General features: G+C 67.6%; 21 protein-coding genes and 2 riboswitches. Of the genes, 15 read left to right on the top strand and 6 right to left on the bottom strand.

The window, feature by feature from the left end:
- The first annotated feature begins 55 nt into the window (after nt 1-55).
- The gene (locus E5CHR_RS13990) at nt 56-1,447 is read left to right on the top strand and encodes an ethanolamine ammonia-lyase subunit EutB (protein WP_162580403.1); all 1,392 of its coding nucleotides are present in this window, start codon (nt 56-58) and stop codon (nt 1,445-1,447) included.
- On the top strand, nt 1,444-2,238 hold the full coding sequence (gene eutC, locus E5CHR_RS13985; protein ID WP_162580402.1) for an ethanolamine ammonia-lyase subunit EutC: 795 nt from the start codon (nt 1,444-1,446) through the stop codon (nt 2,236-2,238). The genes E5CHR_RS13990 and eutC overlap by 4 nt, the downstream gene beginning before the upstream one ends.
- On the opposite strand, the gene E5CHR_RS13980 is transcribed toward eutC, so the two are convergent.
- Nucleotides 2,235-3,116, bottom strand: a complete 882-nt coding sequence (locus tag E5CHR_RS13980) for a phosphate/phosphite/phosphonate ABC transporter substrate-binding protein (protein WP_162580401.1) — start codon at nt 3,114-3,116, stop codon at nt 2,235-2,237. The two genes, eutC and E5CHR_RS13980, sit on opposite strands and share 4 nt — an antisense overlap.
- A 183-nt stretch (nt 3,117-3,299) precedes the next feature.
- Here E5CHR_RS13980 and E5CHR_RS13975 point away from each other — a divergent pair, with 183 nt between their 5' ends.
- Nucleotides 3,300-3,881: a peroxidase-related enzyme gene (locus tag E5CHR_RS13975; protein ID WP_162580400.1), complete on the top strand. Its 582-nt coding sequence runs from the start codon at nt 3,300-3,302 to the stop codon at nt 3,879-3,881.
- Nucleotides 3,882-3,921: 40 nt separating this feature from the next.
- On the opposite strand, the gene E5CHR_RS13970 is transcribed toward E5CHR_RS13975, so the two are convergent.
- Nucleotides 3,922-5,685 (bottom strand): phosphoethanolamine transferase, encoded by a 1,764-nt coding sequence (locus E5CHR_RS13970; RefSeq protein WP_162580399.1) that lies wholly within the window; start codon nt 5,683-5,685, stop codon nt 3,922-3,924.
- A 46-nt stretch (nt 5,686-5,731) separates the two neighbouring features.
- Nucleotides 5,732-6,445 carry a phosphatase PAP2 family protein gene (locus tag E5CHR_RS13965; RefSeq protein WP_162580398.1) on the bottom strand — a complete coding sequence of 238 codons (714 nt, stop codon included), beginning with the start codon at nt 6,443-6,445 and terminating at the stop codon, nt 5,732-5,734.
- An 85-nt stretch (nt 6,446-6,530) separates the two neighbouring features.
- Here E5CHR_RS13965 and E5CHR_RS13960 point away from each other — a divergent pair, with 85 nt between their 5' ends.
- Both E5CHR_RS13960 and E5CHR_RS13955 read left to right on the top strand, forming a co-directional pair.
- Nucleotides 6,531-7,208 (top strand): response regulator, encoded by a 678-nt coding sequence (locus tag E5CHR_RS13960; RefSeq protein WP_162580397.1) that lies wholly within the window; start codon nt 6,531-6,533, stop codon nt 7,206-7,208.
- Nucleotides 7,205-8,575 (top strand): sensor histidine kinase, encoded by a 1,371-nt coding sequence (locus tag E5CHR_RS13955; protein ID WP_162580396.1) that lies wholly within the window; start codon nt 7,205-7,207, stop codon nt 8,573-8,575. The genes E5CHR_RS13960 and E5CHR_RS13955 overlap by 4 nt, the downstream gene beginning before the upstream one ends.
- A gap of 48 nt (nt 8,576-8,623) precedes the next feature.
- Here the strand turns inward: E5CHR_RS13955 and E5CHR_RS13950 are convergent, their stop codons facing one another.
- The 3 genes from E5CHR_RS13950 to E5CHR_RS13940 form a co-directional block, all read right to left on the bottom strand.
- On the bottom strand, nt 8,624-9,043 hold the full coding sequence (locus tag E5CHR_RS13950) for an acyl-CoA thioesterase (protein WP_162580395.1): 420 nt from the start codon (nt 9,041-9,043) through the stop codon (nt 8,624-8,626).
- Nucleotides 9,040-9,870, bottom strand: a complete 831-nt coding sequence (locus E5CHR_RS13945; protein WP_443083074.1) for a DMT family transporter — start codon at nt 9,868-9,870, stop codon at nt 9,040-9,042. Before E5CHR_RS13945 ends, E5CHR_RS13950 begins: the two co-directional genes overlap by 4 nt.
- A gap of 77 nt (nt 9,871-9,947) precedes the next feature.
- The gene (locus tag E5CHR_RS13940; protein ID WP_162580394.1) at nt 9,948-10,730 is read right to left on the bottom strand and encodes an SDR family oxidoreductase; all 783 of its coding nucleotides are present in this window, start codon (nt 10,728-10,730) and stop codon (nt 9,948-9,950) included.
- 120 nt (nt 10,731-10,850) lie between these two features.
- On the opposite strand from E5CHR_RS13940, the gene E5CHR_RS13935 reads away from it, so the two are divergent.
- From E5CHR_RS13935 to gcvP, 10 genes are all read left to right on the top strand, one after another.
- A complete protein-coding gene (locus E5CHR_RS13935) occupies nt 10,851-12,545 on the top strand; it encodes an electron transfer flavoprotein-ubiquinone oxidoreductase (RefSeq protein ID WP_162580393.1) in 1,695 nt (564 codons plus the stop codon).
- Between the two features lie 16 nt (nt 12,546-12,561).
- Nucleotides 12,562-15,369, top strand: coding sequence for an ATP-binding protein (locus E5CHR_RS13930; RefSeq protein WP_162580392.1), 2,808 nt, complete (start codon nt 12,562-12,564; stop codon nt 15,367-15,369).
- 23 nt (nt 15,370-15,392) lie between these two features.
- On the top strand, nt 15,393-16,409 hold the full coding sequence (gene denD / locus E5CHR_RS13925; protein ID WP_162580391.1) for a D-erythronate dehydrogenase: 1,017 nt from the start codon (nt 15,393-15,395) through the stop codon (nt 16,407-16,409).
- Nucleotides 16,410-16,461: 52 nt separating this feature from the next.
- Nucleotides 16,462-17,439, top strand: a complete 978-nt coding sequence (locus E5CHR_RS13920) for a TRAP transporter substrate-binding protein (RefSeq protein WP_162580390.1) — start codon at nt 16,462-16,464, stop codon at nt 17,437-17,439.
- A gap of 86 nt (nt 17,440-17,525) precedes the next feature.
- Complete coding sequence (locus tag E5CHR_RS13915) at nt 17,526-18,020, top strand: TRAP transporter small permease (protein WP_162580389.1); 495 nt, start codon at nt 17,526-17,528, stop codon at nt 18,018-18,020.
- A gap of 25 nt (nt 18,021-18,045) precedes the next feature.
- Nucleotides 18,046-19,323, top strand: coding sequence for a TRAP transporter large permease (locus tag E5CHR_RS13910; protein ID WP_162580388.1), 1,278 nt, complete (start codon nt 18,046-18,048; stop codon nt 19,321-19,323).
- A gap of 305 nt (nt 19,324-19,628) precedes the next feature.
- Nucleotides 19,629-20,516 carry a hypothetical protein gene (locus tag E5CHR_RS13905; protein WP_162580387.1) on the top strand — a complete coding sequence of 296 codons (888 nt, stop codon included), beginning with the start codon at nt 19,629-19,631 and terminating at the stop codon, nt 20,514-20,516.
- A gap of 16 nt (nt 20,517-20,532) precedes the next feature.
- Nucleotides 20,533-20,632, top strand: a riboswitch (glycine riboswitch).
- A 12-nt stretch (nt 20,633-20,644) separates the two neighbouring features.
- A riboswitch (glycine riboswitch) is annotated at nt 20,645-20,758 on the top strand.
- Between the two features lie 41 nt (nt 20,759-20,799).
- On the top strand, nt 20,800-21,972 hold the full coding sequence (gene gcvT, locus E5CHR_RS13900; RefSeq protein WP_162580386.1) for a glycine cleavage system aminomethyltransferase GcvT: 1,173 nt from the start codon (nt 20,800-20,802) through the stop codon (nt 21,970-21,972).
- A gap of 57 nt (nt 21,973-22,029) precedes the next feature.
- Nucleotides 22,030-22,401 (top strand): glycine cleavage system protein GcvH, encoded by a 372-nt coding sequence (gcvH, locus tag E5CHR_RS13895; RefSeq protein WP_162580385.1) that lies wholly within the window; start codon nt 22,030-22,032, stop codon nt 22,399-22,401.
- 47 nt (nt 22,402-22,448) lie between these two features.
- Nucleotides 22,449-25,352, top strand: a complete 2,904-nt coding sequence (gene gcvP, locus E5CHR_RS13890) for an aminomethyl-transferring glycine dehydrogenase (protein ID WP_162580384.1) — start codon at nt 22,449-22,451, stop codon at nt 25,350-25,352.
- The last annotated feature ends 16 nt before the right edge of the window (nt 25,353-25,368 follow it).

Raw genomic sequence — 25,368 nt, 5'->3', positions numbered from 1 at the left:
TTGAAAACAGTCCATTATTTACCCTGGTACGAACTCTTCACGCGGCAGATGCCCGATGCGCTACCGGACGACCCTTCATTCGCAAGCCTTCGCGTTCGACGACCTCCGGCAGGTCATGGCCTTCGCCAGCCCGGCACGCTCGGGTGACTACCTGGCGGGCATCGGCGCCGCCACCGCGCAGCAGCGCATGGCTGCGCGCCACGTGCTGGCCGAAACGCCGCTGACCCAGTTCCTGAACGAGGCGCTGATCCCGTACGAAGACGACAACATCACCCGCCTCATCATCGACGGCCACGATGCGGCGGCCTTTGCGCCGGTGGCGCACCTGACCGTCGGCGACTTCCGCAACTGGCTTCTCTCGGAACAGGCGAATACGCAGACGCTAACGGCGCTCGCCCCAGGCCTGACGCCGGAGATGGTGGCCGCGGTGTCCAAGCTCATGCGCAACCAGGACCTGATCGCCGTGGCACGCAAGTGCTGCGTGGTCACGCGCTTTCGCGACACCGTCGGGCTGCCCGGCCACCTCGCGGTGCGGCTGCAGCCCAACCATCCCACCGACGACCTGCGCGGCATCGCCGCCTCCCTGCTCGACGGGCTGCTGATGGGCGCCGGCGATGCGGTGATCGGCATCAACCCCGTGAGCGACAGCCTGCAGCACCTGGGCGACCTGCTGCGCATGCTCGATGAGGTGATCCAGCGCTTCGACATTCCGACGCAGAGCTGCGTCCTGACTCACGTGACCCATGCGATCAAGCTCGTCGAGTCCGGCGCGCCCGTAGACCTGGTGTTCCAGTCCATCGGCGGCACCGAGAAGACCAACCGCTCCTTCGGCATCACGCCCGAGCTGCTGGATGAAGCCCATGCGGCGGCGCAGTCGCTCGCGCGCGGCACCGTGGGCCGCAACCTCATGTACTTCGAGACGGGCCAGGGCAGCGCGCTCTCGGCCGACGCCAACTTCGGCGTCGACCAGCAGACCTGCGAGGCGCGCGCCTATGCCCTGGCACGCCGCTACCAGCCGCTGCTGATCAACACCGTGGTCGGCTTCATCGGGCCCGAATACCTGTACGACGGCAAGCAGATCATCCGGGCGGGCCTGGAAGACCATTTCTGCGGCAAGCTCCTGGGGTTGCCGATGGGCTGCGATGTCTGCTTTACCAACCACGCCGAGGCCGACCAGGACGACATGGACACCTTGCTGGTGCTGCTGGGCACCGCGGGCATCAACTTCATCATGGGCGTGCCGGGCGCGGACGACGTGATGCTCAACTACCAGAGCACGTCTTTTCACGACGCGCTCTTCTTGCGCGAGTCGATGGGACTGAAGCGCGCGCCCGAGTTCGAGGCCTGGCTGCAGCGGATGCAGATCACCGACGCGGCGGGCCAGCTGCAGCCGCCCTCCTCCAACCGGCTGCTCGCGGACATGCGTTCGCTGGAGGCATTGAAATGAAAGACCCCGTCACGCACAGCCCCTGGACCGATTGGCGCAGCGCCACGCCCGCGCGCCTGGCGCTGGGCCGCGCCGGCGCCGGCATGCCGACGGACGAGGTGCTGCGGTTCGGCTGGGCACATGCGATGGCACGCGACGCCATCCACGCGGCGCTGGACGCCGATGCGCTCGAAGCCGCATTGCGCGCAGAAGGCTGGGAGGTGCTGCGGGCCTGCAGCCGAGCACCGGATCGCACGACGTACCTGCGGCGCCCTGACCTGGGCAGGCAACTCGCGCCGGAGGCTGCAGCAGCCCTGCGCGCGCGGTCGGGCCCGGGGATCGATCTCGCCATCGTGATCGGCGATGGCTTGTCTTCCCTGGCCGCGGCCCGCCACGCGCTGCCGCTGCTCTCGGCCTTGCGGTCGCAATTGCCCGCCTCGCTGCGGCTCGCCCCCCTGGTGATCGCGACACAGGCGCGCGTCGCGCTCGCGGACGAGATCGGCGAAGCGGTCGGTGCCCGGCTGGTCGCGATGCTGATCGGCGAGCGCCCCGGGCTCAGTTCGCCCGACAGCCTTGGCATCTACATCACCCATGCACCGCGCCGCGGCCGGCATGATGCGGAGCGCAACTGCATCTCCAACGTGCGCCCGGAGGGGCTGCCTTGCGAAGCTGCCGCCTTCCGGCTGGCCTGGTTCGTCCGAGAAGCATTGCGCCGCGGCCTGACGGGCGTCGCACTCAAGGATGAAAGCGCGTCGGCCGTGCTCGCGCCGGATGACTTCTCAGCACCGGTGATCGGCGCTCCAGGTTCCTAGATGCCCAGCCACGCCGTCAAGGTTTTCTCGACCTCGACCGACGGCGCAACGAAGCCCGAGTAGCTCGACGCGGCGAGCGCGCGCTTGCCGCCTTCCGACTGCCCGAGCTGCAGCAAGGCCTCCCGCACGGTTGCGGCAGTGGTGGCATCGAGCTTGCTCGACATCAGCCATTGCTTGATGGGCACCCCCCGCGATTCGGCGCAGGTCTTTCCACCCGACGTCTGCCAGGCCTTCACCACACCGGCGGAGGCAGTGGCGCCGTAGGCGGCGAAGCCGTTCTGCACATAGAACGGCACTGCGTCCTGGTAGCGCGTGCTGGAGAGCTTGACCGCACCTTCCTGCAAGCCGTGCTCGCGCAGCATCGCGCGCGTGATCACCGACGTGATCGAATCCGGATCCGGCATGACCAGGGTCTTGCCGGCGATCTCCTTCCAACTGGAAATGGACGGCATGTCCTTGCACAGGAACGACACCTTGTACTCGGTGAAGCCCGCGGTCCAGGCGAGCCCCTTGTAACCCCCGCCCTTGGTCGCCTCGAAGGCCACGTGCGCCGGGTGCACGAAGGCCAGCTCGACCTGTTGCTGCTTCAAGGCCTCGCGCGCGCTGCCGTAGGTGCTCAGCACCTTGATGGTCACAGGCTGCTTGAGCGTCTTGCTCAGCATCTCCGCAATCGGCGCGAACCGGGCTTCGATCTCGCTGTCGCCGGCCCGGTAGGTCACGCCCTCCGTCACGCCGATCACCAGCGAATGGGCCGATCCGCCTGCTGCCAGCAGGACCAACGGCGCCAGCCACCGGCGGACGCTGACAGACGCGCATGCATGTTGCGTGGGCTCGTTGCGGCCCATGGCGGCCGCGGCCGCGTCTCCCTGATACTTCATCACGACTGTCCTTTGTGTTGTGAGGCCGTGCGCTCTCTCAAGGGCACTGTAGCCAAACAATGTGCTCCCATGCCTCGAGCGCGATGACGTCGTGACAAGTGGGGTGACTTAAGTCACGTCGGCCGCATCGGCGCGAGCGAGCTCCCTATGATGTCCGTTCTGATGCAAGCCCAAGGAACCGTCATGACCGTTGCGCGCTACCCGCTCGCCGAGCTCAAGGACCTGCCCGAAGACATCCGCGCCAGGGTGCTCGAGGTGCAGGAGAAGGCTGGCTTCGTCCCCAACGTATTCCTCGCCCTCGCACGCCGCCCGGCAGAATGGCGCGCCTTCTTCGCCTACCACGATGCGCTGATGCTGAAGGAGGAAGGATCGCTCACGCAGGGCGAGCGCGAGATGATCGTCACCGCCACCAGCGCCGCCAACCGCTGCCTGTACTGCGTGGTTGCGCACGGTGCACTCTTGCGCATCTACGAGAAGAAGCCGCTGGTGGCTGACCAGGTGGCAGTCAACTGGCGCAAGGCCGACATCACGCCGCGACAATTTGCGATGCTTGAGTTCGCGATGAAGGTGTGCGAGCGTTCGCACGAGATCGGCGACAGCGACTTCGCACCGCTCCATGCGCACGGTTTCAGCGACGAGGACATCTGGGATATCGCTGCCATCACCGCCTTTTTCGGGCTTTCGAACCGGATGGCGAGCTTCAGCGGAATGCAACCGAACGACGAGTTCTATTTGCTGGGGCGCGTGCCCAAGGCCAGGAAGTAGCGTCTGTTGCTAGCGCCTCTTGCTTCGTCCGGAGCAGAACTCAACCGGTCCCGCGGCAGGACGCCAATGCATCCAGACCCACCCTGTAGCTCGCCGCCCTCACGTCCATTACGCCGAGCACCGTGTGGTAGAGATTGTCATGGGTCAATGGCGCATCGAGTCCCGCCTCCATGCAGGCGCTCGACAGCCCCGCGCGTTCACGCATGTGAGGCCCGAACCACATCACCATCGGAATGTGCTTTTGCACTTCAGGCGCAAAGCTGTAGGGCACGCCGTGCAGGAACAATCCATACTCGCCCAGCGACTCGCCGTGGTCGCTCAGGTAGAGCAAGGCCGTGTCGTAGCTGCGCGACTGCGCCTGCAGCCAATCGATGGTCTTGCCGAGAAAGCGATCGGTGTAGGCGATCGAATTGTCGAAGCCGTTCACCAGCTCGGCGTGGCTGCACTCGGCCAGCGCGTTGGTCTTGCATTCGGGCAGGAAGCGCTTGGCATCGGTCGAGGAACGCTTGTAGTAGGCCGGACCATGGCTGCCCATCTGGTGCATCACCAGCACAACGCCCTTGGCGCGGCGATCGGCCGGCAGCGCGGCCAGCCGCTCATCCAGACCCTGGAGCATGACGTCATCGAGGCATTCGTCGCCGTCGCACAGCGCCCTCTTCGCGTCTGGCGCGAGTTGGTCGACGGCGGAGGCGTGCGGAACGCGGTCGCACACGCCCTTGCAGCCGCCGGGCTGGTTGTCGAGCCAGAACACCGCGAGCCCGGAAGCCTGCAACACGTCCATCAGGTTTTCGTAGTCGTCCTTGCGCGCCTCGAAGGCCGCCTTGCCCAAGGGCGAGAACATGCAGGGCACGGATGCGAGCGTATTGGTGCCGCAGGAATGGACGTCGCGCCAGGACAGCACCTTGCGCGCGGCGAGCGCCGGCGTGGTGTCGCGCGCATAGCCGTTGAGACTGAAATGATCCGCCCGCGCGGTCTCGCCGACCACCAGCACGAAGAGCGGCGGGCGGGCCTGTGCCGCATAGCTGGCGCCCAGTGCGGTGCCGCCGGAAATCGGGATCAGCTTGCGACTGTGCTTGAACAGCGGCTTGAGCGCCACCGTCGACGCCGAATAGAGGCTGGCCAGCGGATTGATCATGTAGCGCAGATGCACGTTGTTGCGCATCAGCGGCGCGAGCTGCCGGTTCATCGCCAGCGCGCCGGCGGCTGCCAGCGCCACGGCCGCGACGAGTAGCAGCAAGTTGCGCCACGCCTGCGACAGCAGCCCCATGGGCACCACGCGCATGCGCCACAGGGCCCAGGCAGGTATGGCCGACACCAGCACGACATGCAGCAACAGGCCCCAGCCCATGAGGTCGCCTGCTTCGTGGAGGTCGGTCTGCATTGCATTGGCCAGCATGCTTGGGTCCATCACCGTGTGATAGCTCAGCATGAAGTGCTGCGCCACCGCGGCGACCACCACCACGGCGAACCACAGGGGCTTCATCCAGCGCGACCAGGCGCTCAAGGCCAGCAGGGCCACGGTACCGCAGAGGGTGAGCAGTGCCATCAGTGCGACCTGCGGCAGGTAGATGCTGGGCGCGCCGCCGATGCGCGCCAGCTCCTTGAAGAGCGGCCAGTTGGCGGCCAGTGAGAGATAGAAACTCAGCCAGACGACGACGCTGCGCGCCGAGCGGGGCTGCGCCAGCCAGTCGTCGATGCGCCCCCAGAGGGGCGCGCTGGCGTCGATGTCGGTGACTTGCGCTGGCGGCGTGGCAACGGAATGATCAGGAACGAGGACAGGAGACCGGACAGTCGACAAGGGCATCGGTCGAGTCTGGTAAGCCGGACTGAAAACTCACTGAATGGCTCAGTCAGCTTTTGTTCAGCTTGAGCGCGCCGCCCGGCGGCGCATCACGCCGGACATACACCAGGCCCAGCAGCGCGTCCACGGCAAAGGCGGTGGTCCAGCAGAGCCAGGCGGTCCACAGCGTGTGGCTCATGTAGTGGGCCCCGCGCTGCTGCTGCGCCAGGCCCAGCAGCAGCCCGGCTCCCAGCGCACAGGCGAGCCATGCCCGCGCCGCGGACGGCGAGACGCGCCGCAGCACGAACCAGCCCGCCACGAAGGCGAAGCCCGCGGAGGCATGGCCGGCCGGAAAGCAGCCACCCGGCCCGCCGTCGCGCAGGCCCCAGGCCCAGTGCGACACATAGTGGGCCATGCCGCCGAAGGCCTTGAGGTCCCAGGGACAGCTGGTCGCGCTCGCCTGCTTGACCAGCGTCACCACCAGCACGGCGGCCAGCACGGTGAAGGCGAGCTGCGCCCGCTCGCGCATCCGCAGGCGGCGCAGCACGCCTACCGGCCAGCGGATGGCCGCGAAGAGTGCGGCGAGCAGCAGCCAGCTCAGCGACCGTGCGCCCTCGTGCATCACGTGCACGAGGAACGCGTTTTCGCGCCACGGGAATCCGGTCGGCGTGCCGGCCAGGCCGGCCAGCACGAGGTCAAGGCCGCTGGCATCCCAGGCCAGGAGCAGGAGCAAGGTCAGGAGTGTCCAGGCGAGAGCGGGCCTGGCGAGCATGGAACGGAGCATGGAAGCGCGAGCCTAGGGCCGCGTGCTGAACGTTGGCTGAAGCGTCTCGCCTAGACTTGGGACCTTTGAACGAGCAGGACGGGACGTGCGCATATTGCTGGTGGAGGACGATGCCGCGCTGGCCAGTGCGGTCTGCAGCTATCTCGAGGCCAAGGCTTTCGTGGTCGACGTGGCGCCCGGCCTGGCGCAGGCACGCGCAGCGCTGGCGGCGGTGCAGTACGCGGCCGTACTGCTCGACCTGCACCTGGCCGATGGCGAAGGCCTGTCGCTGCTGCCGGACGTGCGCGCGCTGCGCGACCGCCCGATCGTGATCGTGCTCACCGCCCGCGACCAGGTCACCGACCGCATCCGCGGCCTCGACGCCGGCGCCGACGACTACCTCATCAAGCCCTATGACCCCGCCGAGCTGCTGGCGCGCCTGCGCGCCGTCGAGCGCCGCCGCAGCAGCGCCGCCACGCCGGTGCTGCGTCTGGGCACGCTCGAGATCGACCTCGCGCGCGACCTTGTGCGCAAGAACGGGATGCCCGTCACGCTCACGCAGAAGGAATGGGCGCTGCTGCGCGTGATGGCCACCCGGCCGGAGCGCATCCACACGCGCGAGAACCTGGCCGATGCGCTGTACGGCTTCGGTGACGAGGCCGACAGCAACACGCTGGAGGTGTTCATCAGCCGCCTGCGCCGCAAGCTCGGACGCAGCCACATCCAGACGCTGCGCGGCCTGGGCTACCGGCTCTCGTCCTCGCCCGAGGAATACGACGAATGAATCTCGGCTTTCTGCAGCAGCAGGCAGAGGCCGAGCTCGGTTCACGTGATTCGCTCGCCGGACGGCTGACGCGCACGCTCATCGTTTGGGTGGGTGGGGTCTGGCTGCTGTGCGTGCTGGGCGCGGCCTGGTACGTGGACCGCGAGATCAACCACAACTTCGACAACGAGCTGGCGGAAGTCGCGCACCGCACCTTCGACGCTGCGGTGCACGAGTTCGACAAGCTTCGCACCGAGCGCCCCGGCGCCGCCCTGCCGCTGATCGCGCCGCCACAGCTGTATCCCACCGATGCGGTGCTGTACCAGATGGTGGACCTGCACGAGCGCGTGCTGCTGCGCTCTTCCGAGGCACCGCCCAATGCCTTCGACGTGCCGCTGGCCCAGGGCTTCGCCGACAGCGAGGCCTGGCGCATCTATACCGCGCGCCACCCCACGCTAGGTTTCTACCTTCAGGTCGCAGACCCGCTCGAAGAGCGCCGCACGGCGCTCAACCGCACCCTGCTCGGGCTGATCATTCCACTGGTCGCGGTGCTGCCCCTGCTGGCGCTGGTCCTGCGCAACGTGGCGCGCAGCGAGCTGCGCGCCCTGCAGGCGCTGGCCGGCGAGATCGCGCTGCGCAACGGCGCGGACCTCCGGCCGATCCGGCTCACGGGCCTGCCGCGCGAGTTGCGCTCGGTCGGCGACGACGTCAACCGCCTGCTGCAGCGGTTGTCCCACGCACTCGACGTCGAGCGCGCGCTCGCGGCCAACGCGGCGCACGAGCTGCGTTCGCCGCTCACCGCCGCCCGGCTGCGATTGCAGACTGCGCTGGAGCACGACCTGCGCCGCCACGACGTCGAGGCCGCGCTCGACGCGCTGGAAGTACTGGGCCACCGGGCCGAGAAGCTGCTGCAGCTCTCTCGCGCCGAATCGGGTGCCTCGTTCGCACGCGGACAGGTCGACCTGGTCCAGCTCGCGGGCACCGTCGCGCAGGAGTTCTGGAAGGACGCCCGCGCCAACGAGCGCCTGACGCTGAAGGTGCCGGACGCCGATGCGCCCCGGGTACTCGGCGACGTGGACGCACTGGCGATCGCGCTGCGCAACCTGATCGAGAACGCCTTGCGCTACGGCCGCGGCCGCGTCGAGGTCGAGGTGATGACACCCTGCACCCTGGCGGTGCGCGACTTCGGCCCTGGCGTGGACAGCGCGCAACTGCGCACATTGCAGCATCGCCACGTGCGCCACAGCTCCGACCGCGCGGGCTACGGGCTGGGGCTCTCGATCGTCAACACCATTGTCGAAAAGCACGGCGCGCGGCTCGAGCTGTACTCACCGCCGCCGGGGGCTGCGGCGGGGTTCGAGGCGCGGATCGTGCTGGAGGCGGGCTGAGAGCCATGCGCGGCAGGCCAAAGACCTCCGCCGATTCAGCCTCCGCGCTCAGCTCACGATCGCCCGCAGCCAGTCCGGCAGCGGCAGCGCCTTCTGCTTCGGGAAGTCCACCCAGATGGTGGTCGCGCCGCCCGCCGCGCAGATGACGCCGGGCGCATCGGCGCGGGCCATGGTGGCCCAGCTTTCGAAGGTGGTGCGGCCGGGGTCGCTCACGTACATCTTCACCAGTACATCGCCTGGGTACTCGAGCTGCTTGTAGAAGTTGCAGAAGGCGTTGACGATCACCACGCCCTGCCCCTCCGGCGAGGGCTCGGCGCCCAGCGAATGAAACCAGTCGATGCGCGCCGTTTCCAGGTAGCGGAAGTAGGTGGTGTTGTTGAGGTGGCCCATCGCGTCCATGTCGCCCCACCGGATCGGGATCGTCATTTCGTAGACCAGCTTCTTGTTTTCAGGAATTTCTATTCTCATCGGTGTGCCTTGATGGATGCGAGGATGCCAAGGACGAACAGCAGCGCCGCCGCGAGCTCGCTCGCATGGGGCCAGCGGCCATCCCACAGGAAGGAATAAAGCAAGGCGAACAGCGTTTCGCTCACGATCAGCTGGCCGCAAAGGCTGGCCGAGAGCCGCTGGCTCGCAATGCTCCAGAGCACGGTTGCGAGCCACGAGGAGCCCAGCCCGCCGGCGAGCGCCAGCAGCACGAACAAGCCGCCGTCCGGCTGCGCGCGCAAGCTTGCCACGTCGGAGCCCGCAGCCAGCCACAGCAGGAAGGCACCGATGCCGGCGGCGATGCCGAGCCAGTTGGTCCAGTCAGCCGCGTGCACCTCGGGATGGCGCCGCAGCCAGGCAGCGTTCAGCAGGCCGAAGGCAGTCCAGCTCGCCATCGCGAGCACGGCGAGCAGCAGGCCCCAGGCGAAATGCGCACGCCCCGTGTCGACGATGCCGCCCTCCGGCCAGGCGGCGACCACCATCAGCGCAATCCCGGCCGCGGTGAGTGCCAGCCCGGGCAACAGGGCCCGCACACGCAGTCCCGGCGGCCGCCCCAGCAGCATCATCCAGACAGGAATGGTGCCGATGATCAGGCTGGGCACCTCCGTGCCAGCACCGACGATCGCGAAGGCCAGCAGCAAGTAATAGCCGGTGAAGCCCAGCCCGCTCAGGGCCAGCACGGTTGAGGCCTGCCGCGTGTCGGGCCAGCGCTGCCCGCGGGGCCGCCACCACACGGCCACCCCAGCCACCGCCCCGAAGACGATGAAGCGCGCCGAAGTGATGTCCACCATGCCGAAATGACCCACCATCCGCGGAGCCACGAAGACCAGGCCCCAGAGCGCACCCGCGGCCAGCCCCGCCGCGATGCCGCTGACAGCGCCGCGGCTCAGAGCGCGTATCCGTCGTCTGCCGCGATCACGGCGCCATTGACGAAGTGGCTCTGGCCGCTGGCCAGCAACACGATGAGCCCGTCCAGGTCCTCGGGCTTGCCCAGGCGCTTGCGCGGCAGCCCCCCGACCAGTTTCTGGCCGTCGTCGGAGGCCCAGTGGTCCTCGTTGTTGTCGGTCGTGATGTAGCCGGGACACAGCGCGTTGACGTTGATGCCGAAGCGCCCCCATTCGAGCGCCATCGCCTTGGTCATCTGCACCACGGCGGCCTTGCTCATGCAGTAGATGCCGATCTTGGGGATCACCTTCAGCGCGCCCACCGAGGCGATGTTGACGATGCGCCCGCCGATGTAGGTGCCGGGCGCCGCGCCCCGGGCGCGCGCCAGCATGCGCTTGCCGACCTCCTGCGCGATGAAGAAGGCACCCTTCACGTTGGCATCGAAGATGAAGTCGTAGTCCTGCGGCTTCACCTCTTCCAGCCGCTGGGTGGTGCTCACGCCCGAGTTGTTGACCAGGATGTCGATGGGCCCGACCTCGGTCTCGGCCCGGGCCACCGCGGCCTTGATGCTGCCCATGTCGGTCGCGTCGAGTTCCACCACGTGGGCATCGCCGCCCTCGCCTTCGATGCGTGCCCGCAGTTCCTTGAGGCGGTCCGTGTGGCGGCTGGCCAGCACCACCGCGGCGCCAGCGCGGGCCAGCGCCTTGGCGAACTGCGCGCCGAGCCCGCTCGACGCGCCGGTAACGAAGGCCACTCGGCCTGAAAGATCAATGCTGTAAGCCATGAGGAGGTCCTGTTGGGAGTCGCCTGGGCGACGTGCGGACGCACGCTGGGGCGCCGCATAAAATGGCCCGGCCTTCGCGGCGCCTCGCCCCTTCAAAAACCATTATCGACCAGACCCCTCATGACGCACGACGAAATCCTCGCCCAGTTCGGCCCCCGTGAAGCCATGGAATACGACGTGGTGGTGGTGGGCGCCGGCCCGGGCGGGCTGGCGACTGCCATCCACCTCAAGCAGCTGGCGGCCTCGCACGGCAAGGACATTTCGGTGGTGGTGCTCGAGAAGGGTTCGGAGCCCGGCGCCCACATCCTGTCGGGTGCGATCATGGACCCGCGCGCACTCTACGAGCTGCTGCCCGACTGGGAGGAGCAAGGCGCTCCGCTCAACCAGCCGGTCACGCAGGACACCTTCCTGATGCTCAGCGAGACCGGTGCCTACCGCACGCCGAACTTCCTCTTGCCCAAGAACTTCCATAACGAGGGCAACTACATCGTCAGCCTGGGCAACGTGGTGCGCTGGCTTGCGCAGCAGGCCGAGGCGCTGGGCGTCGAGATCTTCCCGGGCTTCCCCGCGGCCGAGGTGCTCTACACCGACGACGGCAAGGTGCGCGGCGTGGCCACGGGCAACATGGGCATCGGCAAGGACGGCGAACCGACCGAGAACTTCCAGCTCGGCATGGAGCTGCACGCCAAGTACACGATCTTTGCCGAGGGCGCACGCGGGCACCTGGGGCGCCAGCTGATTGCCAAATACAAGCTCGACGCCGGGAAGGACCCGCAGAGCTACGGCATCGGCATCAAGGAGCTGTGGGAAATCGACCCGGCGCGCCACGAGCCGGGCCTGGCAGTGCACACCGCGGGCTGGCCGCTGCCGGCCGACACCTACGGCGGCTCCTTCCTGTACCACGCGGAGAACAACCAGGTGATCGTCGGCTTCGTGGTCGGCCTCGACTACCAGAACCCGCACCTGAGCCCCTTCGAGGAGTTCCAGCGCTTCAAGACGCACCCGAACATCCGCTGGTACTTCGAGGGCCAGGACAAGGGCCTGAAGGCGCCCAAGCGGCTGAGCTACGGAGCACGCGCCATCACGGCCGGCGGGCTGCTCTCGCTGCCGAAGACGGTGTTCCCGGGCGGCGCGCTGGTGGGCGACGACGCCGGCTACCTGAACGCCAGCCGCATCAAGGGCAGCCATGCCGCCATCAAGACCGGCATGCTCGCCGCCGAGGCCGCCTACGATGCCGTGATGGCTGGCCGCCAGCACGACGAACTCACGGCCTACCCCGCCTCGTTCGAGAAGAGCTGGCTGCACCGCGAGCTGAACAAGGCTCGCAATTTCAAGCAGTGGTTCAAGAAGGGCCTGACGGTCGGCACGTTGATGACCGGCATCGAGCAGTTCGTGCTGCGCGGGCACATCCCCTGGACGGTGCATCGCGAACAGGCCGACCACGAGCGCCTGAAGAAGGCCGCGCAATGCAAGAAGATCGTCTACCCGAAGCCGGACGGGCAGCTCACCTTCGACCGGCTCTCCTCGGTGTTCGTCAGCAACACCAACCATGAAGAGAACCAGCCCGCGCACCTCACGCTGAAGAACGCCGCGGTCCCCACCGAGATCAACCTGCCCGAGTATGCCGGCCCCGAGGCCCGCTACTGCCCGGCTGGCGTCTACGAGTTCGTCGAGGGCGAGGGCGGCAAGCCGCGCCTGCAGATCAATGCGCAGAACTGCGTGCACTGCAAGACCTGCGACATCAAGGACCCGACGCAGAACATCGTGTGGGTCACGCCGGAGGGCGGGGGCGGGCCGAACTACGTAGGGATGTAGGAGCGCCTGCAGACGCATGCGCACGATCAACCTGCGGCGGCGTCTGTTGCTGATCGCAACGGCCGCGATTGTCCCGCTGGCCGTGGTCTACGGCCTCGCACTCGACGCGTTGGTGAAGTCCCAGCGCGCCCAGACCCAGGCTTCTACGGTGGGCGTGGCAAGGGCCATCGCCACGGCCGTCGACAGCGAACTTCGCATGACCGCCGCCGCACTGCAGGCACTGGCGCTGACCGAGCCACTGGGCACGACCACGCCGGAAGGCCTGATCGAGGCATACCGGCTCGTCACTGCAGTGCGGGCATCTCACCCGGAATGGCGCGACCTCGTGTTGGCGGCGCCGGACGGCCGCATTCTCTTCAGCAGCGAGCGCGGGCCCGTCGCGCCCGATGCGAGCGTCGTCGATCCGGCAAGCCTGCAGGAAGTCGTGCGCGAACAGCTGCCGGTCGTTGGCCCGATGACCCGCGGGCCCCGCGGCCAGCTCGCATTTCCCGTGCGTGTCCCGGTCCTGCGCGAGGGGGAGCTTCGCCACGTCCTCACGGCCGTCGTCGACCCGGCGGCGGTGACCGCGGTGCTGCAACGCCAGCGCATCCCGGAAGGATGGACGGTGTCGGTGTTCGACTCGAGGCAAGCCCGGGTGGCGCGCAACGTGGACGATGACCGGCTGCGCGGAACGGCGCCCACCGACACGTTGCGCCAACTGCTTGCCACCATCGGGCCTCAACGCGACGGGGTCGGCTCCACCACCAACATCGAAGGCGTTCGGACCAGGACCGCCATTGCTCGGATGGATTCGGCACCCTGGATGGTGGTGCTCGGGGCGGCGGTCGCTGCGTCTGAAAGCGCGTCGCGCAGCCTGCTGGTGGCTTATGGCGGCGGCCTGCTGATCTCCCTGTGCTTTGGCGGCCTGGCTGCCTGGTGGATCTCGCGCGGCGTGACGCGACCGATGGACCTTCTCCGCGCACAGGCAGACGCTGTGGGGCGCGGTGAAACGCTCCCGGCGCAGGAGTCGGGTATCACCGAAGTGGACGCCGTCGCAGTGGCCTTGGCCACAGCTTCCGAGCAACGGCGACGCGGCGAAGCCGAACGACAGCACCTGCTGGAGGGTGAGCGCGTGGCGCGCGCCAACGCACAAGCGGCAGAGCAGCGGCTGGCGCGCCTCGGGGACGCCAGCACAGCGCTTTCTCAGTCGCTGGAAGAAGAATCGACGCTCGCGGCGATCGCGCGGGTGATCGTGCCAGCGGTCGCCGACCTCTGCCGCATCGATCTGCTCGACGAAAGCGGCGTGCTGCAGCGCAAGCTCACGCACCACTCCGACCCGGCGCGCAGCGCGTTCGTCGCGCAGTTCGTCAGCACGCGCACGGCCCCCCAGGTGCCGGGCTCTTTCCCATGGGCCATCTCGACCGGGAAGATATTCCTGCTCAACCTGGACGATGCCGAGGCCGTCGAGAAGCTGGATCCCCAGCTGAAGGAGTTCACCCAAAGCGTCGGCATCACGGCGGGCTGTGTCGTGCCGCTGGTGGCGCGCGGCCGCACGATCGGCGTCATGGCCGTCTTGCAGGCCGAGTCGCAGCGACGCTTCAGCGCTGAAGATGGGTCGTTGGTCGGGGAGCTGGCCCAGCGCGTGGCACTGGCATTGGACAACGTCCGGCTGCTTCAACAGGCGCGCAGCGCCCAGCACCAGGCCGAGCAGGCCAACCGGTCGAAAGACGAGTTTCTCGCGATGCTCGGACACGAGTTGCGCAATCCGCTAGCGCCCATGGGGCTGGCCTTGCAACTCATGGCGCGCCGCGACCCGCAGGCCTTCCCGCGCGAACGCCAGATCATCGAACGACAGGTTCGCCACCTGTCCCGCATGGTCGACGACCTGCTGGATGTCTCGCGCATCGTCGCCGGCAAGATCACGTTGAAGAGCGAGTTGGTGGACATGCGCGATGTCGTCGCGCGGGCCCTCGAACTCACGCTTCCGGCGCTGCAGGAACGCGAACGGATGCCGGAGGCCCAGATGCCCCCGACACCCGTCCCGGTGCAGGGCGACCCGGTGCGCCTGGCCCAGATCGTGGGCAACCTGCTGACGAACGCGGCCAAGTTCACCGATCCCAAGGGATCGATCCAGATCCTGCTGGCCATCGACACTGCGGCCGGTTCGCCGCAGGCGTTGCTGCGCGTCATCGACGATGGCATCGGCATCACACCCGACTTGTTGCCGCGCGTGTTCGAGCGGTTCGTGCAGGGCGAGCAAGCGCTGCATCGGGCCGCCGGCGGGTTGGGCCTCGGCCTGCCTATTGCCCAGAGCCTGGCACGCCTGCACGGGGGTGAGATCACGGTGGAGAGCCGAGGTGCGGGACAGGGCACCACGTTCGAGGTGCGTCTGCCTCTGCACGCGGGGCCCGACGAGAAGACTCAGTCCGCCGCGCCTGCCGCAAGTGCCGCGCCGGCGCTGTCACTGCTGATCGTCGACGACAACAAGGATGCGGCCGAAGCGCTCGCCAGCTGGCTCGAGCTCGAAGGGCAGGAAACGCATCTGGCATTCTCGGCTGAAGAGGCGCTGGACGTGCTGAGCCGCAAGCCCTGCGACGGCGCCGTGATCGACATCGGCCTTCCTGGCATGAGTGGCTATGAGCTGGCCACCCGCTTGCGTGCAGAGACTGCAACGCGATCGATGGCGCTTGTCGCGCTGACCGGCTACGGACGGGAGGCCGATCGCCAGCGGGCGCTGCAATCCGGCTTCGACGACCACTTCGCCAAGCCGGCCCAGGCAGAGATCCTGTTGGCGCGGCTTGCCCAGATCTACATGCAAGGTCGAGCGTCGACACAGCGGGGATAGACTGGGCGCCTGAAGGAGACACCATGCACATCGTCATCACCGGCGGCGCCGGTTTTCTTGGCGCCCGCCTGGCGCGCACGCTGCTCGCGCAAGGCAGCCTGGCACTTGCCGGGGCCGCAGCGCGGCCCATCGAACGCATGACCCTGGTCGACCGCGCCGCAGCGCCGGCCGATCTTGCAACCGACCCGCGCATCTCGACCGTCGTCGGCGACCTCAATGCGCAGCTTGCCGACGCCGGCGCCGCCTACTGGGCCAACGCCGACGCCGTCTTCCACCTGGCCGCGGCGGTGAGCGGCGAGTGCGAAGCCGACTTCGACCTCGGCATGCGGAGCAACTTCGGCGCCACCAACGCCCTGCTCGAACGCCTGCGCGCCGCCGGCACCGCGCCGGTGCTGGTGTTCTCGAGCTCGCTTGCGGTCTTCGGCAATTCGCCCGAGCAGCCTTTGCCCGAAGTCATCGACGACAACACCCTGCCCACGCCCCAGACCAGCTACGGCATCCAGAAGTTCATCGGCGAGCAGCTGGTGGCCGACTACACGCGCAAAGGCTTCGTCCGGGGCCGCAGCGTGCGGCTGATGACGGTGAGCGTGCGCCCTGGCCGGCCCAACGGCGCCGCTTCGAGCTTCTTCAGCGGCATGATCCGGGAGCCGCTCGCCGGCGTCCGTGCCGCCTGCCCCGTCCCTGACGAAACGCCGGTGGCGCTGGCTTCGCCGGCCCGCACCATCGAAGGCATCATCCGCGCTGCCGAGGCGAGCGATGCGCAATGGGGCCCGCGCACCGCACTCAACTTGCCCTCGCTGGGCCTCACCGTGGGCGACATGGCCGCGGCACTCGAACGCGTGGCCGGACCGGCCGCCACCGCCCTGCTCGACCGCACGCCCGATCCGGCGATCCAGCGCATCGTGAAGACCTGGCCGGGCCGCATCGAGGCGCGGCGCGCGCGCGGGCTGGGCCTTCTGCCCGATGCCAGCTTCGAGGATGTGATCCGTGACTACGTCCGTGAAAATCCCGACGCCGTGAAGCTGCCCACCGATGCATAGTCATACGTTTGCCAAACGTCACATCAAACGTCACATCGACAGGAGACTCCCCATGAAGTTGAAACGCCTGGCCGCCGGCCTCGTCCTCGTCCTCGGCCTCGGCATGGCCTGCGCGGCCTTCGCGCAGACCGCCATGAAGATCAGCATCTCGACGGCCCAGAATTCGCACCAGGGCGTAGCGATCGACACCTTCGCCAAGGAAGTGGCGGCGCGCACCAATGGCCGCTACAAGATCGAGACCTTCTACAACGGCTCGCTGGGCGGCGAACGCGAATCGATCGAGGCGGTGCAGCTCGGCACCCAGGAGCTGGCCTTCTCCTCCACGGGCCCCGTGCCCAACTTCGTGCCCGAGACCAAGATCCTCGACGTGCCCTTCCTGTTCCGCGACAAGGCCCACGCGCGCGCGGTGCTCGACGGCCCGATCGGCCAGGACCTGCTGACCAAGTTCGACGCCAAGGGCTTCAAGGCCCTGGCCTGGGCCGAGAACGGCTTCCGCCACATGACGAACAGCAAGCGCGACATCAAGGCGCCCGAAGACCTCAAGGGCCTGAAGATGCGCACCATGGAGAACCCGGTGCACATCGCGGCGTACAAGGGCCTCGGCATCATCACCACGCCGATGGCCTTCCCCGAAGTGTTCACGGCGCTGCAGCAGGGCACCGTCGATGGCCAGGAGAACCCGCTGTCGGTGATCATGTCGGCCAAGTTCGCGCAGGTGCAAAAGCACCTTTCGCTGACGGGGCACGTCTACTCGCCCTGCATCTTCCTGATGAACAAGGCGGCCTTCGACAAGCTCAGCGCGGCCGACAAGACCGCCTTCCTCGAAGCCGCCAAGGTGGCGGTGAAGGCGAACCGCGACCGCGTCGACCAGGACGACGCCAATGGCGTGAAGGAACTGCGCGCCCAGGGCATGACCGTGATCGAGAACGTGGACAAGGCGAAGTTCGTCAGCACGCTGGCGCCTGTCAACGCCGAATTCGAGAAGCAGTTCGGCAAGGCCAACATCGACAAGATCCGCAATTTCAAGTGAGCTTCCTGCCGCGATGACTCGCGGCGCGCGCCCGCGCAGCACCAGCTCGCGGGCGCTCTTTTTTTCAGACCTTCCATGCCTCGCTCATGAAATCTGCCTTCCTCCGATTCGACCGATGGACCAGTTCGCTGTCCATGGCCGTCGCCTGCCTCATGCTGGTGATCGCCTCGGCGCTCGGCGTGTTCCAGATCATCACGCGCTTCGTGCTCGAGCAGCCGGCCGAATGGTCGGAGATCCTGATCCGGGTGAGCCTGATCTGGATGGTCTTCATGGGCATCCCGACTGCCTTTCGCCAGGGCGCGATGGTCAGCGTCGACGTGCTGTACCGCTGGAGCCCGCCGAAGATGCGGCGCGTGCTCGACTGGATGGTGTGCCTCGCCGCGCTGACGCTGATCTGCGTCATCATCTGGTGGGGCTGGGACTACGCGAAGCGCGGCGGCGTGCAGTCCATGGCAGGGCTGGAGTCGATCTCGATGTTCTGGGCGTACGTGGCAATGCCCATCGGCGGCCTGTTCAGCGTGGTCGGCATCATCGGCAACCTGCTCGATCCGCAGCGGCAGGAACTGGAGACTGCGCAATGAGCACGGCAACAAGCGTGGGGGCTCCATGACCCCCGTCATGATCACCACGATGGTGGTGTGCTTCGCACTCACCATCTCCGTCGCCGTCTCGATCGGCCTGGCCTCCATCGTCGGTATCCAGGCCTCGAACGCGAACATGCTGATCTCCGTCAAGGAGATGTTCAACGCGATCAACAAGTTTCCGCTCGCGGCCATCCCCTTCTTCATCCTGGCCGGCAACCTGATGGAGACCGGTGGCATCTCGCGCCGCCTGGTGGAGTTCGCCAAGAGCCTGGTGGGTGGCGTGCAAGGCGGCCTCCCCATGACGTGCGTACTGACCTGCATGATCTTCGCCGCGGTGTCGGGCTCTTCGGTCGCCACCACCTTCGCCATCGGCGCCATCCTGATCCCGGCGCTGATCAAGCACGGCTACCCGACCAGCTACGCGGCGGCGCTGCAGGCCACGAGCGCGGAGCTGGGCGTGATCATCCCGCCCTCGATCCCGATGATCCTCTACGGTGTGAGCGCCGAGGTGTCGATCGGCGAGCTGTTCATCGCCGGGTTCGGCCCCGGCATCCTGATCAGCCTGGCGCTGATGGCCTTCGTCTATGTCTACTGCAAGTTCAAGGGCCTCGGCAAGAACGACGGCGACGGCCGGCTGAGTGTCGGCGTGGCCACCTGGCGAGCGGGCTGGGCACTGCTGATGCCGGTGATCATTCTTGGCGGCATCTACGGCGGCATCTTCACGCCCACCGAAGCCTCTGCCGTGGCCGTGCTCTACGCCCTCGTCGTCGGCATGCTGATCTACCGCGAGATCAAGCTGCCACAGCTCTACGCCGTACTGCGCAAGTCGGTGATCTCGTCGTCGGTGATCATGTTCATCATCGCCAACGCCGGCCTGTTCGCCTTCCTGATCACTCGCGCCGGCGTGCCCGAGGCGATCGGCCACTGGCTCGAGGCCGTGCTGAAGTCGCCGGCCATGTTCCTGCTCGGCGTCAACGCCGCGCTCTTCGTCATCGGCATGTTCATCGAAACCAGCGCCGCGATCATCGTGCTGGCGCCGATCCTCGCGCCGGTGGCGATGCACTTCGGCATCGACCCGGTGCACTTCGGGCTGGTGATGGTGGTCAACCTGGCGCTGGGCATGATCACGCCGCCTTTCGGGGTCAACCTGTTCGCAGCCTGCACGGTCGCTCGCATCTCGCTCGACCGCATGGTCGCGCACCTGGTTCCCTTCGTACTGGTAATCCTGGCCTGCCTGATGGTCATCACTTACGTGCCGGGCATTTCGCTGGGGCTGCGAGACCTGGTCTATTCGAGGTAGTCCAGGCACGGCGGCCCGAGCCCGTTCGGTCCGCGTTCAACCTGCGCGCCTTGCGAGGAGGCGTGCGGTCGTGAGAACAACGGGTTACAGGGCGGTCGGCCATACGGCGTCTTCGCTGACAAACGCGACCCCTCGTTCGTGAATAGGCTTGGGGTTTCCCCGCTCTTGCTGACAGCATCGTCGCTTTCTGCATCAAGGCACTAACATTTGCGCAGCTCGCAAGGCCGCGCAACGCATGGGGTTGAGCCCCGCCGCACCTGATTTCTTCTCTCCCTGCACGCATGACAAGCTACGGTTTCGTTCACTTGGAATTCGGCGACCAGCACCGCGACCGTTCGCTCCAGGTCCTGGAAAGGCTGCGAACCCGCCTCGCCCAGGACGGCGACCGCTTCTCGAGCGTGATCGTCGACAACGCCCGCCCCAGGCCGGCCGAAAGCGCGACCGGCATGGCTTCGGAGCAGGGCCTGGTGGTCCCGGGCGACAACAGCAACCGGGAGTTCTCCGGCTGGGACCGCGGCGTCGAGACATTGCTCTCCCGAGGCGAGCAGCCGGATGTCTGGCTCTTCTCGAACGACACGGTCGCCCTCAACCACGCCTGGAGCGAGCGCCGGCTGGAGCGCTTCGGCGGCGAGATCGGCAAGCTCGCGCTGCACCCGGGCCCCTGGCTGTTCGGCGAGATCAACGACTTCCCGCGCTCGACCATGACGCCCATGGGACCACTGCTCGAATGGGTGTCGACCTACTGCTTCGCCATGAACGACACCCTGCGCCACCGGCTGGGTACGCTCTCGCCGGGCAACGCGCTGCTCGATTCGCTGGTCAACGAGCGCTTCGAGCCGGAACGGGGCGTCTTCCGCGACCATGTGGGCGAGGCCTATGTCGATTTCGTGTCCGCCTGGCTCATCAGCGACGACGGCCAGGGCGTGCAGAAAAAGCGCCGCTTCAAGTGGGACCACGAATGGCACAAGGCCAGCCCGCTGGGCCCCGAGAACTTCGAGGACCTGCGCATGAAGGCGCGCTGCTGCCTGTCGGAGCACATGCTGAGCCTGCGCGCCCGGCAGCTCGGCGCCGACATCCGCTCGCCTTATGACGCCCGCAACGCACGCGAGCACATCCGGCGCTCCCTGCAGTTCCTCGCGGACAAGCTTTGGGAGAAATTCCTGCTGCGCCGGCTGCGGCTGGAGCGTTCGTAAGGCCCTTTCCCTTACACTCGCCCGGTCAGGAGAGAGCCCCGGAGGTGGGGCCGCCGAAGGCGCAGGGCCCATTGAACGAGGCCCGAACGCTCAGGCAAAAGGACTGACGAGGCGCCCGAGGTTGCGGGCGTTTCCTTGCTGGAGAGAGGCGGCGCTTTGTATTGAAGCGAGGGTCGCCCACCGAAGGAGCAAACCCCGATCGTGGGGCGAATCTCTCAGGTAAAGCGGACAGCAGGGGTGGCCCATGGCTTGACTGCCATGGATCCGGACTGCCCCTGACCTGATGGAGAGTGCCTTGGCCTCCGCTTCCGACGATCTGCAAAAGACCCCGCTGCACGACCTGCACATCGAGCTCGGCGCCCGCATGGTGCCCTTTGCGGGCTACTCGATGCCGGTGCAATACCCCGCCGGCCTGATGGCCGAGCACAGACACACGCGCACTTCGGCCGGCCTGTTCGACATTTCCCACATGGGCCAGCTGCGCCTGGTGGGGGCCGAAGCCGCTGCCGCCTTCGAGACCCTGATGCCGGTCGACGTGATCGGCCTTTCGCCCGGCAAGCAACGCTACGGCCTGTTGCTGAACGACGAGGGCGGCATCCTCGATGACCTGATGTTCTTCAACGAGGGGCACGATTCGATCTTCGTGATCGTCAACGGCGCGTGCAAGGCGGGCGACATCGCGCACATCCAGGCCAGCATCGGACAGCGCTGCCAGGTGCAGCCGATGCCCGATCACGCCCTGCTTGCCCTGCAGGGGCCCCAGGCCGCGGCCGTGCTGGCACGCCTGTCGCCCGGCATCGAGCGATTCGTCTTCATGACCGGCGGCGCGGTGCAGATCGGCGGCATCGCGGCCTTCGCGACCCGCAGCGGCTACACCGGCGAGGACGGCTTCGAGATCTCGGTTGCCGCAAACGATGCGGAGGCCCTGGCCCGGCTGCTGCTGGCGCAGCCCGAAGTACAGCCCGTCGGCCTGGGGGCACGCAACTCGCTGCGGCTGGAAGCCGGCCTGTGCCTCTACGGCAACGACATCGACACCACCACCAGCCCGGTCGAGGCCTCGCTCAACTGGGCGATCCAGAAGGTGCGGCGCAGCGGCGGCGCGCGAGAAGGCGGCTTTCCGGGGGCGGACCGCGTGCTGGCGCAGCTCACGGCAGACGCCGGCACCGCGGGCCATCTCGACCACGAGACGCTCACGCGCAAGCGCGTCGGACTGGTGGCGCTGGAGCGCGTACCGGTGCGCGACGGCACGCTGCTGCAATCCTTCGAGGGCGTCGATATCGGGCGGGTCACCAGCGGGCTGCTCGGCCCCACGGTGGATCGGCCGATCGCAATGGGCTATGTGGCGCTTGCGTACGCAGCGCCCGGCACCCGAATCCAGGCCATCGTGCGCGGCAAGCCGGTGGCGATGGAGGTCAGCACCCTGCCCTTCGTTCCCGCGCGCTACTACCGAGGCTGAAGGCCCGCTGTTCGACGTCACCCTTCAAGTTTCCATTTCTTCCCCAGGAGCCATTCCATGACCATCAAGTACACCAAGGACCACGAGTGGGTGAACGCCGAGGGCGACACCGCGACCGTGGGCATCACGCTGCATGCGCAGGACGCGCTGGGCGACGTGGTCTTCGTCGATCTGCCGCAGGTCGGCCAAGGCTATGCGCAGGGCGAGGTCGCCGGCGTGGTCGAGTCGGTCAAGGCAGCGGCCGACGTGTTCATGCCGGTCGCCGGCGAGGTCACCGAGGTCAACGAGGCGCTGCGTGCCGATCCCTCGCTGGCCAACAGCGCGCCCGAAGGCGAAGGCTGGTTCTTCAAGATGAAGATCACGGAGCCTGCCCAAATCGAGGCCCTGCTCGACAAGACCGCCTACGACAAGTTCGCCGACGAGGCCTGAAAGCGGACTGCCAAGGTTTCCTGATCCCGCCACCCTGCTCACACTCCATGCCGAAGTCCACCCCGCCTTCCCCGCCCACCCTCGCCGATCTCGAGAACGCAGGCGAATTCATCGCACGCCATATCGGGATCGAGGCCGCGGACGAGACGCGCATGCTCGCTGCCGTCGGCTCGAGGACGCGCGCCGAGCTGATCGACGGCATCGTGCCGCCCGCCATCCGCCGAAGCCACGCGATGCGCCTGCCTGCGCCGGTCACTGAAGCCGGCGCGCTGGCCGAGCTGCGCGCCATCGCGGCGAAGAACAAGGTGGCGAGGAGCTTTATCGGCCAGGGCTACTACGGCACCCACACGCCGGGCGTGATCCTGCGCAACGTGCTTGAAAACCCGGCCTGGTACACGGCGTACACGCCCTACCAGGCCGAGATCTCGCAGGGACGCATGGAGGCGCTGCTCAACTTCCAGACCATGGTCTGCGACCTGACCGGCATGGCCATCGCGAATGCCTCGATGCTCGACGAGGCCACCGCCGCAGCCGAGGCGATGACGCTGGCCCGCCGCAGCGTCAAGAACAAGAGCAATGTGTTCCTCGTCTCGGGGGACTGCCACCCTCAGACCATCGAAGTCATCAAGACGCGCGCCGCGCCGCTCGGCATCGAGGTCAAGGTCAGCACCGTTTCCGAGACCCTGCCGCATTTGATGGCGAGCGGCGACTTCTTCGGCGCGCTGGCGCAATACCCCTCCACCACCGGCCACGTGCACGACCTGCGCCCGCTCGCGGGCCACGCCCACGCGTGCGATGCCGCCTTCTGCGTGGCGGCCGACCTGCTGGCCCTCACCCTGCTGGCGCCGCCCGGCGAGTGGGATGCCGACATCGTCTGCGGCACCACGCAGCGCTTCGGCATGCCCTTGTGCAACGGCGGCCCGCATGCGGCCTACCTGGCGTGCCGGGACGAGTTCAAGCGCTCGCTGCCTGGCCGGCTGGTGGGCGTCAGCGTCGACACGCAGGGCCGGCCCGCCTACCGGCTGGCACTGCAGACGCGCGAACAACACATCCGCCGCGAGAAGGCCACCTCCAACATCTGCACCGCGCAGGTGCTGCCGGCGGTGGTGGCGAGCATGTATGCCGTCTACCACGGACCCGAAGGCCTGACGCGCATCGCCCAGCGCGTGGCCGCCCTCACAGCCATCCTGGCGCAAGGCCTCGAGCAGATGGGCCGCGAGCTCGCCAATGCCACGGCTTTCGACACGCTCACCGTGCTGACAGGCGACGACACGCCGAAGATCCTGGAGAAGGCCCAGGCCGCCTCGGTCAACCTGCGCCAGGGCCTGCAGCAGCACCTGGGCATCTCGCTCGACGAGACCAGCACGCGCGCTGACATCGAGACGCTGTGGGCCCTGTTCGTGCCGGCCGGCATGCCGATGCCTCGCTTCGACGAGCTCTCGGCCACGGTCGGCGCGCGCATCCCGCCGGACCTGCGCCGCGGGAGCGCCTTCCTCACGCACCCGGTGTTCAACACCCACAAGAGCGAGACCGCGATGCTGCGCTACATCCGCAGCCTGTCCGACAAGGACCTCGCACTGGACCGCAGCATGATTCCGCTGGGCAGCTGCACGATGAAGCTCAACGCGACCAGCGAGATGATCCCCATCACCTGGCCCGAGTTCGCCAATATCCACCCCTTTGCCCCGGCCGAGCAGTTGCGCGGCTACGCCGAGCTCGATGCGCAACTGCGCGCCTGGCTCTGCGAAGCCACAGGCTACGCCGGCATCAGCCTGCAGCCCAACGCCGGCTCGCAAGGCGAGTACGCGGGCCTGCTGGCCATCAAGTCCTACCACGAAGCCCAGGGACACGGCCATCGCAATGTCTGCCTCATTCCCTCCTCCGCCCACGGCACCAATCCCGCCAGCGCGCAGATGGCAGGCATGAAGGTGGTGGTGACCGCCTGCGACGCGCAGGGCAACGTCGACATGGACGACCTGGCGCGCGCCTGCGAGCTGCACCGCGACGACCTCGCCGCGGTGATGATCACCTACCCCAGCACCCATGGCGTCTTCGAGACCCGCGTCAAGGAGCTGTGCGAGATCGTGCATGCGCATGGCGGCCGCGTGTACGTGGACGGAGCGAACATGAACGCGCTGGTCGGCGTGGCCGCGCCGGGCGAGTTCGGCGGCGACGTCAGCCACCTCAACCTGCACAAGACCTTCTGCATTCCGCATGGCGGTGGGGGGCCCGGCGTGGGGCCAGTGTGCGTGGTCGAGGACCTGGTGCCCTACCTGCCCGGCCATGTGAGCAGCGGCATTCCCTCGAACGGCGTCGGCGCCGTGTCCGCCGCGCCGCTGGGCAATGCGGCGGTCCTGCCGATCAGCTGGATGTACTGCCGCATGATGGGCGCGGAAGGCCTGCAGGCCGCGACCGAGACGGCGATCCTCAGCGCCAACTACATCAGTGCGCGGCTCAAGGAACACTATCCCACCCTCTACGCCAGCCCGAACGGCCATGTGGCGCACGAGTGCATCCTGGACCTGCGGCCGCTCAAGGACACCAGCGGCGTGACGGCCGAGGATGTAGCCAAGCGCCTGATCGACTACGGCTTTCACGCGCCCACGCTGAGCTTCCCGGTGCCCGGCACGCTGATGGTCGAGCCCACCGAAAGCGAGCCCCTGGCCGAGCTCGATCGCTTCATCGACGCGATGATCGCGATCCGCGGCGAGATCCGCCGCATCGAGGAAGGCATCTGGCCGCGCGAGGACAACCCGCTGAAGAACGCGCCGCACACCGCCGACAGCCTGCTGGCCAGCGAGTGGTCCCGGCCCTACTCGCGCGAGCTCGGCGCCTTCCCGATCGCCTCGGTGAAGGACGCCAAGTACTGGCCGCCAGTGGGCCGCATCGACAACGTCTACGGCGACCGCAACCTGTTCTGCAGCTGCGTGCCGGTTGCCGACTACGTGTGATGCCGCCTGGGGCGCA

Origin of the sequence: Variovorax sp. PBS-H4, from assembly GCF_901827205.1 — a bacterium.
Classification (GTDB): Bacteria; Pseudomonadota; Gammaproteobacteria; order Burkholderiales; family Burkholderiaceae_C; genus Variovorax.
This window is presented reverse-complemented; position numbering and strand designations above follow the sequence as displayed.

Excerpts from the sequence above, each read along its gene's own strand:
- denD (WP_162580391.1), top strand. The coding sequence starts at position 15,393 with ATGCACATCGTCATCACCGGCGGCGCCGGTTTTCTTGGCGCCCGCCTG.
- gcvP (WP_162580384.1), top strand. The coding sequence starts at position 22,449 with ATGCCGAAGTCCACCCCGCCTTCCCCGCCCACCCTCGCCGATCTCGAG.
- E5CHR_RS13940 (WP_162580394.1), bottom strand. The coding sequence starts at position 10,730 with ATGGCTTACAGCATTGATCTTTCAGGCCGAGTGGCCTTCGTTACCGGC.
- E5CHR_RS13955 (WP_162580396.1), top strand. The coding sequence starts at position 7,205 with ATGAATCTCGGCTTTCTGCAGCAGCAGGCAGAGGCCGAGCTCGGTTCA.
- E5CHR_RS13915 (WP_162580389.1), top strand. The coding sequence starts at position 17,526 with ATGAAATCTGCCTTCCTCCGATTCGACCGATGGACCAGTTCGCTGTCC.
- E5CHR_RS13950 (WP_162580395.1), bottom strand. The coding sequence starts at position 9,043 with ATGAGAATAGAAATTCCTGAAAACAAGAAGCTGGTCTACGAAATGACG.
- E5CHR_RS13910 (WP_162580388.1), top strand. The coding sequence starts at position 18,046 with ATGACCCCCGTCATGATCACCACGATGGTGGTGTGCTTCGCACTCACC.
- E5CHR_RS13990 (WP_162580403.1), top strand. The coding sequence starts at position 56 with ATGCGCTACCGGACGACCCTTCATTCGCAAGCCTTCGCGTTCGACGAC.
- gcvT (WP_162580386.1), top strand. The coding sequence starts at position 20,800 with ATGGAGAGTGCCTTGGCCTCCGCTTCCGACGATCTGCAAAAGACCCCG.
- E5CHR_RS13930 (WP_162580392.1), top strand. The coding sequence starts at position 12,562 with ATGCGCACGATCAACCTGCGGCGGCGTCTGTTGCTGATCGCAACGGCC.
- E5CHR_RS13935 (WP_162580393.1), top strand. The coding sequence starts at position 10,851 with ATGACGCACGACGAAATCCTCGCCCAGTTCGGCCCCCGTGAAGCCATG.
- E5CHR_RS13975 (WP_162580400.1), top strand. The coding sequence starts at position 3,300 with ATGACCGTTGCGCGCTACCCGCTCGCCGAGCTCAAGGACCTGCCCGAA.
- E5CHR_RS13920 (WP_162580390.1), top strand. The coding sequence starts at position 16,462 with ATGAAGTTGAAACGCCTGGCCGCCGGCCTCGTCCTCGTCCTCGGCCTC.
- E5CHR_RS13970 (WP_162580399.1), bottom strand. The coding sequence starts at position 5,685 with ATGCCCTTGTCGACTGTCCGGTCTCCTGTCCTCGTTCCTGATCATTCC.
- E5CHR_RS13980 (WP_162580401.1), bottom strand. The coding sequence starts at position 3,116 with ATGAAGTATCAGGGAGACGCGGCCGCGGCCGCCATGGGCCGCAACGAG.
- gcvH (WP_162580385.1), top strand. The coding sequence starts at position 22,030 with ATGACCATCAAGTACACCAAGGACCACGAGTGGGTGAACGCCGAGGGC.
- E5CHR_RS13965 (WP_162580398.1), bottom strand. The coding sequence starts at position 6,445 with ATGCTCCGTTCCATGCTCGCCAGGCCCGCTCTCGCCTGGACACTCCTG.
- eutC (WP_162580402.1), top strand. The coding sequence starts at position 1,444 with ATGAAAGACCCCGTCACGCACAGCCCCTGGACCGATTGGCGCAGCGCC.
- E5CHR_RS13945 (WP_443083074.1), bottom strand. The coding sequence starts at position 9,870 with ATGGTGGGTCATTTCGGCATGGTGGACATCACTTCGGCGCGCTTCATC.